The organism is Haloarcula sp. H-hyl6 (assembly GCF_056934455.1).
Genome location: NZ_JBRIIK010000001.1, coordinates 331,975 through 344,319 on the forward strand (window position 1 = coordinate 331,975; position 12,345 = coordinate 344,319).

Below are 12,345 nucleotides of genomic sequence, written 5' to 3' on the forward strand. Positions count from 1 at the left end.
CGGAGAAATCGGCTCGCGGGCCTCAGTCGGCCCCGCCGCGAATCTCGTTCATGTGGTCGATGCGCTGTTGTACGAGGTCGGCCGTTCCGATGTCGTGGCGGACGCGCAGGCCCTCGGTGCCGGCCCGTTCCAGGGCGCCCTCGGCTATCTCCTCGGCCTCGCCGATGGTGTCCGCGACGCCGACGACGGCGTACGACCGGGAGGTGGTCGTGTAGATACCGTCGTCTCGCTGGTCGACGCTGGCGTAGTAGAGGATGGCATCGCCCGCGTTGTCCTCGTCGATGGTGACCTTCGCGCCGGCCTCGGGTTCGGTCGGGTAGCCGTCGGGGACGGCGTACTTACAGACGGTGGCCTTCGGTCGGAAGGACAGTTGCGGGAGCGAGATGTCGTCGCGGGCCGCGGTCAGCACGTCGAGGAAGTCCGTGTTCAGCACCGGGAGCGTGTTCATCGCTTCGGGGTCGCCGAAGCGGGCGTTGAACTCGACGACGCGCGGCCCCGTCTCGGTCAGCATGAACTGGCCGTAGAGGACGCCCTTGTAGCCCTCCAGCGCGCCCACGGTCGCGCGGAGCACCTCGACGGCGTCGCTGTAGTCGTCCTCGGTCATGAACGGGAGGTGGAGGTCGGCGTCGGAGTAACTCCCCATCCCGCCGGTGTTCGGCCCCTCGTCGCCCTCGTAGGCGCGCTTGTGGTCCTGCACGGCCGGGGTCACGCGCAGTTCCCCGTCGGCGACGAAGGCCTGAACGGTGAACTCCTCGCCGACCAGTCGCTCTTCGAGGACGACGCGGTCGTAGTCGGAGTCGCGGAGGTAGTCTTTGGCCTCCTCGGCGGTACACTGGTCGCCGATGACGCGGACGCCCTTGCCGCCGGTGAGGCCCGCGGGCTTGACCGCGAGGTCGCCGTCGTACTCGTCGATGTACTCGCAGGCGGCCTCCATGTCCTCGAACGTCTCGAAGTCCGGGCAGCCGGGGATGTCGTGTTCCCGCATGAAGCGGCGCTGGAACGCCTTGTCCGTCTCGATGCGGGCCTCCTCGGCCCGCGGACCGAAGGCGTAGATGCCGGCGTCGTCGAGTGCGTCGGCGACGCCCGCCGCGAGCGGTGCCTCGGGGCCGACGACGGCCAGCGTCGCGTCCACTTCGCGTGCGTACGTGGTCACGGCTTGGGGGTTCGTCGTGTCGAGCGTCTCGAACCCGTCGGCCAGCGCGACGATGCCCGGGTTCCGGTTGCCCGCACAGGCGTACAGGTCGGCGTCCGAGTCGGCGAGCGCACGAGCGACGGCGTGTTCGCGGCCGCCGCCGCCCACCAGCAGCACTGTCTCTGTCATACCCGAACGCCGGATTGGGGCGGACGTAAGTATTGCCCTTCCGCGTCCGGACACCGTGAGGTGTGGCGCTCTCAACGGTCGGGAGGCCACACCGGTCCGTCGTCGAACTCCGCTTCCAACGTCCGTCTGAGACGGGACGCCAACTGGGCGAAACGGGGGCCGTCCGCCACCGTGTCGGACGACTGGTCGTAGGTCACGAGGTCCGCCGAACGGAGCGTCGGGACGTGTTCGTGGTACAGACTCAGGTACACCTCCAACCGGACCTTCGGGACGGCCTCTGCCGGACGTCCTCGTTCCATCTCGGTCACTGTGTCCGCGACGCTCGCCAGCGAGACGGGGGTCGTATAGAGCAGGAGGCTGTATAGTGCGTACCGCCGTCGGTCAGCAGAGAGCAGTTCGGAGACGCTCGCCGCCGACGGCCTCTCTCGTCGATTCCCCGACGCCGTCATCTCGCCGGCCGGTTCGATTGCGTTCGAGATGCCGCTTCGAGGACTCGTTCGACGTCGGCACGGATTTCGGCGACGTCGGTCGCCTCGCTCTCGCCAGCCGCATCGAGGCGGTCGTGTGCCGCCTCCAGGTGGACCAGCGCCTCGACGAGCCGCGTTCGTGCGGAGATGCAGTCACCGCCCATCCGTCTCACCTCCGGTCGCGCTGTCGGCGGCCCTCGACGTCGACGTCTCGCGGTACCAGTCGAAGAAATCCTCGACGGTGTAGACGCGGCCGCCGGCACAGTGCGGGAACGCGGCCGCGAGCGTCGAGGCCGCGGCCACCGTCAGACACGTGACCGGCAGCGTGACTTCGACTCGGCGGTCACCCGAAAGCGGTGACCGAACCACGCGACGGTCAAACGCGGGTGCGAGGGTCCGGTGCTCGTCGCTGGCCCAGTCCGCTATCTGCGAGACGGTGCGGTGGACCGGGCCGAACCCCCCGCCGTCCTCGTCCGACCGCCGGAAGAGACGTTTCGGCCACGTCCGGACCGAGACGTCCCGTACGTGTGGCGTCTCCCCGAGTCCGACGGCCCGTTCGCGAGTCCGCTCCTGTAGGTCACGAACGCTGTGTGAGGCCCCCTGCCGTAGCCAGAGCGTCACGTCGAGCGGTTGCTCCAAGTCCTCGCGTGTGAGCCCGATACCGTCCGTCCCGTCGATTTCGTCGCCGTTCGACGACGTCGCTGTGCTCGCCGCGCCCTGTCCGCGATAGTGGTCTATCGACCGTATCCCTTCTCTCATTGTAGTCGTCTCTGCTCACGGCCAGTGGGGACTGCTGTGCCGGCCAGTAGATTCGCCCCCGACTCCGCGAGCGTTCGACTGAGTGGAGTGTGTCGATGGGTAGAAAGATTCGGTTAAAGTGACTAGACCGGCCGAATCCATCGCTCGGTTCTCCGACCGAAATCACGCGGAGTGGACCTGCTCCTCGAAGAACGTCTCCAGAAGCGCCCGGAGTGCGTTCCGGAGGTGAAAGTGGACCGTCGCGGAGGTGACGTCGTACGTCGACGCCAGTTCCTCCGCGGTGCTGTCGCGTGGCCACTCGAAGTACCCGGACAGGAACGCGCTCCGGAGGACGTCCAACTGACGGTCGGTCAACCGCCCTTCGAGTGAGGCGCGGAACTGCTGGACGGTGACGACCGGCCGGTCCAGTTCCCGTTTCCTGACGAGTTCCGTGGCCGGACAGACGCTCTGTAAGTTCGAGACGAGCGTCCGGAGGTCGGCGTTAGAGGCCACTTCGGTGACGACGTGAGCGACTCCGTCTTCGGCCTCCGCGTACCGAATGGTGGCACCGTGTGCCGAGAGGACGTGGATGGCCGTCTGCCCGGTGACGCGGAGTTCGAACAGTCCACCGGCCGCCGTCTCTGTAATCGTCCGTTCGAACTCGACGGTCGCCGATTGCTCCGTTCGGTCGGCGAGTTCCTCGGCGGAAAGCCCGTCGACGGTGACGTAGTAGACGAGGTCGTCGTCGCCCGCTGGCACGAGGCCTTCGAGTTCGAACTGGCAGTCGAACTCCTCGGTGACGTCGAGGAAGAACACGTCCGAACCGACGACCTCGAACTCCAGTTCCATCGCCGTCTCGGTCATGAGCGTCTTTCGCGTCTCGGCGGCCCGAATCGCCTGTCCGATGGTCTGTCCGAGTTCTCGAAGGACCGCGAGCATCTCGTCGTCGAACGCCGACCGGTCCTCGCTGAACAGCACCAGCGCTCCGTAGTGGCCCTCCCCGGAGAGCAGTGGGACCGTCGCCACGCGCCCGCACCGCGACCAGTCGAGGCGGTCGGACCGGTGTTCGAGTGCCGGAAGGTCGTCGACGACCTGTACGTCGCCCGTCTCGATGGCCGCTTCTGTCTGGTCTTCGAAGGGTGTGCAGACGTCGGCCGCTATCTCGACGGCCTCCCCGTCCGACTGCGCCCCCGAGTCGACCCACAGACGCTGGCTGTCGGTCGCCGTCTGTCGGCAGACGGTCGCGCCGAGAATGCCCGCCCCGTCGACGAACCGCTCGCAGACGCCGGACTCGATAGCGTCACGGGTCGTCGCGACAGCGACTTCCGCGTTGATGTCACGGATGACCCTGTTGCGACGTGAGAGTTCCGAGAGTTGGTCGTTACGCTGTTCGAGCGCGCCCTCGCGTTCGGTCCGTCCGAGCGTCGCTTCGGTGGTCGCCGCCAGCAGTTCCGCGAGTTCCGCGACCGGTTCGTCGAGGCCGTCCATCCGGTTCCCGAGCGCCAAGGCCCCGTACTCTCCCAAGGAGAGGACGCGGCCGGAGTCGATGCCGTCGGGAAACAGGTCTCGGCTGGTCGCCCGGCCGCCGAACGTCCACGTCCGGTCGTTTGCGAAGGACTCGCGAACCCGGGCGTCGAGAGCGGTTGCGGAGATGTCATCGCTCACGACAGCATCGCCGGATGCGTGGGCGACCGGGTGGAGTTCGGTTCCGTCGTCGGCGTAGACGCACGCGAAGTCGACGTCGAGCAACTCGACGGCGGTCCCCGCCACCACCTCGGCGACGCCCTCGCTGGTGTCTGCACACAGCGCCTCCCGAACGCCCTCGTGCAGTCTCACTCGACGGCGCTCGCGCCGCTTGCGGTCGGTCACGTCCTCGGCGATGCCGGCCACCCGGTACACCGACCCGTCGTCGTCCGTGATTGGCACGGCCCTGTCGTGTATCCAGCGTACCGACCCGTCCGGCCGCGTTATCCGGTACTCCTCGTCGTACTCGCCCACGGCCTGTCGGTCGAGCGACGAGCGGACGCGGTCCCGGTCTTCGGGGTGAATCGCGTCGAGAAACGCGAGCGGTTCCTCGTACAGACGGTCCCGCGGCCGTCCCCAGACGCCCTCGTAGGCCGGATTGACGTACAGTATCTCGTCTTTGTTCGGGTCGGAGAGCCAGACGACCTCGTCGAGATTCTCCACGATTTGCTGGAACGGCCGGTCGGTCGCCGACTGGGGTGACGGGTCACTCCCCTGCCCGTCGTCGGCCGTGTCCGGGTCGGCGACCCAGTCGAGTCGCGGAGAGAGGTCGCAGGCCCGACAGTCGGCGGCGAAGTCGCGGACGGCCTCCCGGTCGGGACCGCGGAGTCGGAACCACCACTCGTCGTCCTCGGCACCGCCGTCCTCGACGACGAGGCCGTGGTCGGTGACGAGCGAGAAGACGTCGACCTCGGAGAGGTCCCACTCGATGCGGTAGAGGGTCCGCCCGTGTCGCCGCTCGTGGCGGTCCGCTCGTTCGACGAACGGGTCCGAACGCAGTGCGGCCTCGAACGCGTCGAAATCGTCCGTCTCGACCCAGACGTACGGAGCGAACGCTGCCTCGGTGACGACGGCCGGGGTGAGTTCGAGACGGGTGGACTCGCCAGTCGCCAGGGCGTCGGCGCACCCGACGTCGGCCGCCGGGAGTGCGACGTCGACGACCACGCTCATCTATCGACCGGGGTCAGTGAGCGACGCGCCGATGCCGGCGAGTCGGTCGTCGGAGCGCGGCCGTGACTGGCCGACGGGACACACGGGACGGTGCGGGCGGACGTCGGCCGAACCGGAGACGAGAGCGGGAGATAGTTCTCGACGGTGCCCGATTCCGGCACAGCCCACAGAAACCGAGATGACATTGGAAGTGAGGGTCGTAAATAGTCAGCCAATATGAATCTTTACATCGGGTCCACGTCCTTTTCAGCCCGGCCCACCGAGAGTGAACCATGAGCGACAGTTCGGACCCCACGACGCGGAACCGCCTCGACGGGGAGGAGAGCCCCTATCTCCGCCAACACGCCGACAATCCCGTGAACTGGCAGCCGTGGGACGAGGCGGCCCTCGAGGCCGCGAAGGAGCGGGACGTCCCCATCTTCCTCTCCATCGGCTACGCGGCCTGTCACTGGTGTCACGTCATGGAGGAGGAGAGCTTTCAGGACGAGGAGATAGCCGAGACGCTGAACGAGAACTTCGTCCCGGTGAAGGTCGACCGCGAGGAGCGCCCGGACCTCGACTCGGTGTACATGAGCATCTGTCAGCAGGTCACCGGCGGCGGCGGATGGCCGCTGTCGGCGTGGCTCACGCCCGAGGGCAAGCCGTTCTACGTCGGGACGTACTTTCCGCCCGAGGAGAAGCGCGGCCAACCGGGCTTTCACGACCTGCTCCAGCAACTGTCGAACTCGTGGTCGGACCCCGAACAGCGCGCGGAGATGGAGAACCGCGCCCAGCAGTGGACCGACGCCATCGAGAGCGACCTGGAGGCGACGACCGGCGACCCGAGCGACCCGGACGAGAACATCGTCCAGACGGCGGCGACCATCGCCCACCGCGGCGCAGACCGGGACGACGGCGGGTGGGGGTCGGGCGGGCCGAAGTTCCCACAGACGGGACGCCTCCACGCGTTGCTCCGCGCACACGCCGACGGCGGCGGGGAGGACTACCTGAACGTCGTCGAGGAGACGCTGAACGCGATGGCCGACCGCGGCCTGTACGACCACGTCGGCGGCGGGTTCCACCGCTACTCGACGGACCCGCAGTGGGCAGTCCCCCACTTCGAGAAGATGCTGTACGACAACGCCGAGATTCCGCGGGCGTTCCTCGCCGGCTATCAGGCGCTCGGCAACGAGCGCTACGCCGCCGTCGTCCGGGAGACGTTCGAGTTCGTCCAGCGGGAACTCCAGCACGAGGACGGCGGCTTCTTCAGCACGCTCGACGCCGTGAGCGCGCCACCCGCGAACCCCGACGGCGAGACGGAGGAGGGCGCCTTCTACGTCTGGACGCCCGAGCAGGTCCACGACGCCGTCTCGGACGAGACGGCCGCGGACGTCTTCTGTGAGTACTACGGCGTCACCGAACGGGGCAACTTCGAGGGAGCGACCGTACTGGCGGTTCGCAAACCCATCCCCGTCCTCGCCGAGGAGTACGACCTGACCGAGGACGAACTCACCGAGAAGCTTCGGCAGGCACTGAACGAGACGTTCGCGGCCCGCGAGGACCGCCCACGACCGGCCCGCGACGAGAAGGTGTTGGCCGGGTGGAACGGCCTGATGATTTCGGCGCTCGCCGAGGGCGCCGTCGTCCTCGACGACGACTACGCCGACGTGGCCGTCGACGCGCTGGGGTTCGTCCGCGAGCACCTCTGGGACGAGGACGCGGGGCGCCTCCACCGGCGGTACAAGGACGGCGACGTGGCCATCGACGGGTATCTGGAGGACTACGCGTTCCTCGCCCGCGGCGCGTTCGACCTGTTCGGCGCGACGGGCGACGTCGAACACCTCGACTTCGCGCTGGCCCTCGCCGAGGCCATCACCGAGGCGTTCTGGGACGACGAAGCCGAGACGCTGTACTTCACCCCCACCGGCGGCGAGGCGCTGGTCGCCCGGCCGCAGGAACTCACCGACCAGTCGACCCCCTCCAGCACGGGCGTCGCCGTCGAACTCCTGCTGGAACTGACGCACTTCCGGGCCGACGACCGGTTCGGCGACGTGGCCGAGAAGGTGCTGCGGACGCACGCCGACCGCGTCTCCTCGAACCCGCTCCAGCACGCCTCCCTGACGCTGGCGGCCGACACCTACGAGCAGGGGTCGCTGGAACTGACTCTCGTGTGTGACCCGGCAGACCCGCCCGCCGCGTGGACTGAGACGCTGGCCGAGACGTACGTCCCCCGCCGGTTGGTGGCGTGGCGGCCCGACGACGCGACGACGTTCGACGCGTGGCTCGACACGCTGGGTCTAGCGGACGCGCCACCTATCTGGGCCGGTCGGGACGCGGCCGACGGCGACCCGACGGTGTACGCCTGTCGGAACTTCGCTTGCTCGCCGCCCAAACACGACCTCTCGGCGGCCCTGTCGTGGGGCCAGAACTAGTTATTCGAGTTTCGCTTCGATTTCGTTCGCGAGGTAGACGGCGATGGGGACCGGTTCCTCCTCGACGAAGCGGGCCACTTCCTCGCCGTCCCGTTCGACGACGACGGTGGGGATGTACTCGACGCCGTACTCGTCGACTTTCGGGCCGGTCTTCGAGCCGTCGTCTTCCTTCTCGGTCGGGTAGTGGTGAATCCGGGAGGTCGGTATCTCGGCGGCCTCCAGCGCCGCCCCGAAGTCCGGGAGTTGCGCGCGACAGTCCTTACACCAGTCGCCGCCCCAGACGAGGTACTCTAGCTCGTTGGCGTGCCCGGCGAGGACGTCCACAGTGTCGGTGTATGCGTCTTTCACCCAGACCGGATTCGGTTCCATCGTTTCGAGCGTTCCACTCTCACTCATAGCCGTTGCTTTCGTGGCGAGTGGCTTGAACCTCCCGACTGTTCAGGACCGTTCGAGGCGTGAACGGAGGCGTTCGCGGAGGATGGTGCGGTGACAGCGCTTGCTCTCGCCCTCGAAACAGACGAGAACGACCGTCTCACCATCCCGGACCCGCTCACAGAGGTCGGCGACGGCCCGCCGTGCCGCTTCGCTCTCCGCTAGATGCGACCGATAGCGGTCCGCGAAGTCCGTCTCGTCCCACGCCGCGTTGTGCGCGCCCTCCTCACAGAGCCCCTGCATCTTCAGGTCCTCGGCTCGCTGTTTCGTCTCCGCGAGGAGGTCCGGCGGCGGCCCCAGTTCGGGGACGTTTTCGTCGACGGCGGCGTGGAACCACCCGGTCGGTTCGCGGACGACGCCGACTAGCGTCTCGTCGCCCGAGAGGTCGGCGAGGTCGTGTTGAATCGCCGCGACGTAGGTGTCGCTGACAGCCCCGCTCATACCCGTATGTGGCACAGACGGCGGAAAAGCCTGCCGGGAGCGCGCACCACCCACAGTAATCGGGGGCTCCACTAGGGGTTTTAAGCGGGGCTGGCGTACGCGACGCCAATGCACGAGACGCTACACGAGTCTATCACCGAAGCCATCGGGTCCCCGCTGGTGTCGGTTCGCGCCCCGGAGGGGGCGACAGTCGCCGCGAAGGTGGAGTCGTTCAACCCCGGCGGGTCCGCGAAGGACCGGCCGGCGAAGTTCATGATAGAGGCCGCCGAGCGGGACGGCGACCTCGAACCCGGCGACACGCTGGTCGAACCGACCAGCGGCAACACCGGCATCGGCATGGCGATGGTCGGCGCGGCGAAAGGGTACGACGTCGTCCTCGTGATGCCGTCCTCGAAGTCCCCCGAGCGCCGCGAGATCATGCGGGCCTACGGCGCCGACATCGAACTCGTCGAGGGCGACATCTCCGACGCGAAGGACCGCGCGGACGAACTGACCGACCAGAGCGGCTACGTCCAGTTGCGCCAGTTCGAGAACCCGGCGAACCCGCAGGCCCACTACGAGACGACGGGGCCGGAGATTATCGAACAGGTCGGCGACCGGACCGTCGACGCACTGGTGGCCGGCATCGGCACCGGCGGCACCGTCACGGGCACCGGCCGCCGCCTCCGCGAAGCGTTCCCCGACGTCGACGTCGTCGGCGTCGAACCGGCCGACAACGCCGTCCTCTCGGGGATGGAACCCGGCGAGGGAGAGGACAGTTTCCAGGGGATGGGGCCCGGGTTCGTCAGCGAGAACCTCGACGTGGACCTGCTGGACGACGTCTGCACCGTCGAACTCGACGACGCCGAAGAGGAATGTCGCCGCCTCGCCCGCGAGGAGGGCATCCTCGTCGGTCAGTCCTCCGGCGCGTCGAACCTCGCGGCACGCGAGGTGGCCGGAGAACTGGTCGAGGCGGGCGTCGACGACCCTCTCGTCGTCACCGTCTACTGGGACAGCGGCGAGCGATACATGTCCACGGGGATGTTCGACTAGCCCAGGCGCTGGGCGTCAGTCTTGAACTGCTCGTACTGACTCTGCGCCCACTCGTTCATCGCGTCGGTGTCGTTGTTGACGACGCCGACGATGCCGGTGTCGTCGTACACCACGATGCCGCTGACCGTCGCGTTCGGCTTCTCGGCCGTCCAGACGGCGTAGGGCATCTGGTGGTCGGTGACGTAGATAGCGATGTCGTCGGCCCCGCTGAGCGTCGCCAGACCGTCGGGGTACACGTCAGAGAGCGCCTCGACGACTTCCTCGGTGAGGACGAGTTCGGTCTCCGTGCCTCCCTCCTCGACGAGCGACGTGACCACGTCGATGTACCGCGGGACGACTGCGGGGCCGGTGCCGCGGAACGAAGTCGCCCCGCGTACCCGTTCGACGTTGGCCTCGACCGGACGCTCGGGGGCGGCGGCCGTCGACTCGACCACTTGTGCGCCGTCAAGGACTGCCGGGTCGATGTCGACCGTCGGGGGCAGTGCAGAAAGCACCGGTTGGGCGCGACCGAGGGCGTCGAGTCGGTCGAGGAACCCCTCGTACGCCGCGAGGCTCTCACGCCCCGCGTACGTGGTCACGTATCGGCTCTCTCGCCGCTCGACGAGCGAGTGGTCGGTCAGTGCGTCGATTGCCCTGTCGACGGTCGAACGCGACGCCGGCAGTTCCTCGACGAGTTCGGGTTTCGTCGTGGGCGTCGAGAGCGCTTCGAGTACGTCACGTCGTTTCGCAACCACGTCGGCGTTGTCCGGCACGCTGGCCATGACGAGTCGTATACAGTTCCTGACACATGCCTCTTCCGGTCACCCCTTCTCTGTCGGGCGATTGTCCGGGCGTGTTCAGGGTGCGGTAATTCTCCCGGACGGTCGGTATAAGTCACCACCACCTATTACTGTAGGTGCGGACTCGCCGTTACCAGACGGCGAGTCCCCAACGGAGTGTCCGTCCGGTCGCGACGACCACGCCTCTGACAACCAGTCGACCCGACCGTGCCTCTGACATCGGGACACTCCCCCATGCCTTTCAGGCGCCGAACTCCGACTCAGTGACACGCACGACCAGCGTGTCGTCCACCTCGCGGAGGTCGTACTCGGGAATCGTCTCGCCGGTCCGCGTCAGCAACATCGGTTCCACGAGGCGGGGCGGCCGCTCCTGTACCGCCTCTGTGGCCGCGTCGCCACCCGTCTCAGCGGCCGTCGTCTCGACCGTACTGTCGCCCTCTGTCGACCGGTCGCCGCCGTCTCCGTCCTCACCTGTCCCGTCGACGACGCCGTACACTTTCAGGAACCGCCCCGTCTCGTCCGGCGGCACCTCGTCGTCTCTGACGGCGGCGGCGAGGTCTCGCGAGAGCCACTCCGTCTCGCTAATCGACGGTTCCCTGACGAAGGCGGTGTCCACGAACCGGACGAGGTACCAGTTGAGGTCGTTCAGAAGTGCGACGGCGGCCCCGAGGCTCACCGTCTCTAGCCTGAGCGCGTTCTCGAACGGTTCCCGGAGGTCGTAGGTCGCCAGCGCGTTCCGGGCGGTCTCTCGGGAGAGCAGTTCGTACTGGAGGTTCACGTCCTCGCTCCCGACGAGACAGACCTGCGTCATGGCTCGTCCGTGGCCCGCCCCGGAGATTTAGCTTTCGATAGACGCGACGGTCCTCGCCCGTGCGCACGCTCTCGCACGGTCGAACAGGTCGTCCGGTTCGGCCGCCCGAACCGACGCCAGCGACGCGTTCGTCTCCGGGAGTTCGGGGGCGACGCGGTTACATCCCGTGTCGACCGTCGAATCCTCGAAGGTGCCGATGTCACGCGCCAGCGCGGTTATCTCGGTCTTGTCCAGCGTCAGGTTCGGCCGGTGGACCGGTAGGTCCGTCGCCGGGTCGGTGACCGCGACGTTGGCGCTGGTCTGACTCGACTTCTGTCCGATGGCCTCCCCGGTGACGACGCCGACGGCACCCACATCTTCGGCGACTGCCTCGCCCACCGCGAGCATGAACCGACGGAGAGCGAGCATCCGCAGGTCCCCGAGTGCCGCGGTGAGGTCGGCGACCACCTCGCCGGCGTCGACGACGTGCATCGCCATCGACTCGTTGGGGGCGTACGCCGCCAGCGTCTCCACGGTGGCCTCTGCCCGCGCCCGGTGGTCCGGGCCGCCGTACTCCCCCAAGTCGACGTACACCGGGACGACCGGACAGCCACGGCGCATCACCTTCCACGCCGCCACGGGCGAGTCGATGCCGCCGCTGACGAGTGCGACGACTGGCCGCTGGGTGCCGAGAGGCATCCCGCCGGGTCCGGACCGTTTCTCCAGAAAGACGTAGGCTCGGTCCGGTCGACACTCGACGAACAGGCGGAACTCCGGGTCCTCCAGGTCGACGTTCGGGTCCCAGCCGAGCGACTCGATGGCGTCCCACACCGCCGCCCCGCCCTCGGACTCGATGTCGGTGCTGGCGAACGTGTGGGCGTCGCTCGGTCCGGCGCGGCGAGCGTCGACGGCGAAGGAGCCACCGTCGTAGCACGCCTCGGTGGCCCGCCCGAGGGCGTCACGGATGGCGTCGAGCGTCGGGTCGACGGTCACCGCGGCGGAGGCGGAGACGACGCCGAACGTGTCGGTCGCCGCGTCGGTGACCGCCTCCGGGCGGTCGGTGTGGACGAACAGGCGGTTCCGGCGGCGTTCGACGTCGGCGGCGACCCCCCGTGCGTCGAACATCGCGTCGAGGTTGGCGGCGAGTCGGTCCTCCATCTTCCGGCGGACCTGTTCGCTCTTGACGCCCACCTCGCCGTGGCGGACGAGGACGACGTCGGCGTCGGGCGGGTGCATACCC

Annotated in this window: 12 protein-coding genes; 2 read left to right on the top strand and 10 right to left on the bottom strand. The window is 68.1% G+C overall.

Annotation, left to right across the window (positions count from 1 at the left end):
• Positions 1-22 precede the first annotated feature (22 nt).
• The 5 genes from purD to Hhyl6_RS01640 form a co-directional block, all read right to left on the bottom strand.
• Positions 23-1,321: a phosphoribosylamine--glycine ligase gene (purD, locus tag Hhyl6_RS01620; protein ID WP_483737473.1), complete on the bottom strand. Its 1,299-nt coding sequence runs from the start codon at positions 1,319-1,321 to the stop codon at positions 23-25.
• A 71-nt stretch (positions 1,322-1,392) separates the two neighbouring features.
• Entirely contained in the window at positions 1,393-1,770 is a 378-nt protein-coding gene (locus Hhyl6_RS01625; protein WP_483737474.1) for a DUF7344 domain-containing protein, read from the bottom strand.
• The gene (locus tag Hhyl6_RS01630; protein WP_483737475.1) at positions 1,767-1,952 is read right to left on the bottom strand and encodes a hypothetical protein; all 186 of its coding nucleotides are present in this window, start codon (positions 1,950-1,952) and stop codon (positions 1,767-1,769) included. Before Hhyl6_RS01630 ends, Hhyl6_RS01625 begins: the two co-directional genes overlap by 4 nt.
• Entirely contained in the window at positions 1,942-2,547 is a 606-nt protein-coding gene (locus Hhyl6_RS01635) for an HTH domain-containing protein (protein WP_483737476.1), read from the bottom strand. Before Hhyl6_RS01635 ends, Hhyl6_RS01630 begins: the two co-directional genes overlap by 11 nt.
• 162 nt (positions 2,548-2,709) lie before the next feature.
• Positions 2,710-5,220, bottom strand: coding sequence for a bacterio-opsin activator domain-containing protein (locus Hhyl6_RS01640; protein ID WP_483737477.1), 2,511 nt, complete (start codon positions 5,218-5,220; stop codon positions 2,710-2,712).
• 272 nt (positions 5,221-5,492) lie between these two features.
• Here Hhyl6_RS01640 and Hhyl6_RS01645 point away from each other — a divergent pair, with 272 nt between their 5' ends.
• Positions 5,493-7,631, top strand: a complete 2,139-nt coding sequence (locus Hhyl6_RS01645; protein WP_483737478.1) for a thioredoxin domain-containing protein — start codon at positions 5,493-5,495, stop codon at positions 7,629-7,631.
• Here the strand turns inward: Hhyl6_RS01645 and Hhyl6_RS01650 are convergent, their stop codons facing one another.
• Entirely contained in the window at positions 7,632-8,027 is a 396-nt protein-coding gene (locus Hhyl6_RS01650; protein WP_483737479.1) for a thioredoxin family protein, read from the bottom strand.
• Positions 8,028-8,069: 42 nt separating this feature from the next.
• The gene (locus tag Hhyl6_RS01655; protein ID WP_483737480.1) at positions 8,070-8,504 is read right to left on the bottom strand and encodes a DUF488 domain-containing protein; all 435 of its coding nucleotides are present in this window, start codon (positions 8,502-8,504) and stop codon (positions 8,070-8,072) included.
• Positions 8,505-8,612: 108 nt separating this feature from the next.
• Here Hhyl6_RS01655 and Hhyl6_RS01660 point away from each other — a divergent pair, with 108 nt between their 5' ends.
• Positions 8,613-9,536, top strand: a complete 924-nt coding sequence (locus tag Hhyl6_RS01660; protein ID WP_483737481.1) for a PLP-dependent cysteine synthase family protein — start codon at positions 8,613-8,615, stop codon at positions 9,534-9,536.
• Here the strand turns inward: Hhyl6_RS01660 and Hhyl6_RS01665 are convergent.
• The 3 genes from Hhyl6_RS01665 to Hhyl6_RS01675 form a co-directional block, all read right to left on the bottom strand.
• The gene (locus Hhyl6_RS01665; protein WP_483737482.1) at positions 9,533-10,297 is read right to left on the bottom strand and encodes a helix-turn-helix transcriptional regulator; all 765 of its coding nucleotides are present in this window, start codon (positions 10,295-10,297) and stop codon (positions 9,533-9,535) included. The genes Hhyl6_RS01660 and Hhyl6_RS01665 overlap by 4 nt on opposite strands.
• Positions 10,298-10,556: 259 nt before the next feature.
• A complete protein-coding gene (locus Hhyl6_RS01670; protein WP_483737483.1) occupies positions 10,557-11,126 on the bottom strand; it encodes a DUF5804 family protein in 570 nt (189 codons plus the stop codon).
• A 27-nt stretch (positions 11,127-11,153) separates the two neighbouring features.
• Complete coding sequence (locus tag Hhyl6_RS01675) at positions 11,154-12,341, bottom strand: tRNA sulfurtransferase (RefSeq protein ID WP_483737484.1); 1,188 nt, start codon at positions 12,339-12,341, stop codon at positions 11,154-11,156.
• Positions 12,342-12,345 lie beyond the last annotated feature (4 nt).

Excerpts from the sequence above, each read along its gene's own strand:
- purD (WP_483737473.1), bottom strand. The coding sequence starts at position 1,321 with ATGACAGAGACAGTGCTGCTGGTGGGCGGCGGCGGCCGCGAACACGCC.
- Hhyl6_RS01625 (WP_483737474.1), bottom strand. The coding sequence starts at position 1,770 with ATGACGGCGTCGGGGAATCGACGAGAGAGGCCGTCGGCGGCGAGCGTC.
- Hhyl6_RS01630 (WP_483737475.1), bottom strand. The coding sequence starts at position 1,952 with ATGGGCGGTGACTGCATCTCCGCACGAACGCGGCTCGTCGAGGCGCTG.
- Hhyl6_RS01635 (WP_483737476.1), bottom strand. The coding sequence starts at position 2,547 with ATGAGAGAAGGGATACGGTCGATAGACCACTATCGCGGACAGGGCGCG.
- Hhyl6_RS01640 (WP_483737477.1), bottom strand. The coding sequence starts at position 5,220 with ATGAGCGTGGTCGTCGACGTCGCACTCCCGGCGGCCGACGTCGGGTGC.
- Hhyl6_RS01645 (WP_483737478.1), top strand. The coding sequence starts at position 5,493 with ATGAGCGACAGTTCGGACCCCACGACGCGGAACCGCCTCGACGGGGAG.
- Hhyl6_RS01650 (WP_483737479.1), bottom strand. The coding sequence starts at position 8,027 with ATGAGTGAGAGTGGAACGCTCGAAACGATGGAACCGAATCCGGTCTGG.
- Hhyl6_RS01655 (WP_483737480.1), bottom strand. The coding sequence starts at position 8,504 with ATGAGCGGGGCTGTCAGCGACACCTACGTCGCGGCGATTCAACACGAC.
- Hhyl6_RS01660 (WP_483737481.1), top strand. The coding sequence starts at position 8,613 with ATGCACGAGACGCTACACGAGTCTATCACCGAAGCCATCGGGTCCCCG.
- Hhyl6_RS01665 (WP_483737482.1), bottom strand. The coding sequence starts at position 10,297 with ATGGCCAGCGTGCCGGACAACGCCGACGTGGTTGCGAAACGACGTGAC.
- Hhyl6_RS01670 (WP_483737483.1), bottom strand. The coding sequence starts at position 11,126 with ATGACGCAGGTCTGTCTCGTCGGGAGCGAGGACGTGAACCTCCAGTAC.
- Hhyl6_RS01675 (WP_483737484.1), bottom strand. The coding sequence starts at position 12,341 with ATGCACCCGCCCGACGCCGACGTCGTCCTCGTCCGCCACGGCGAGGTG.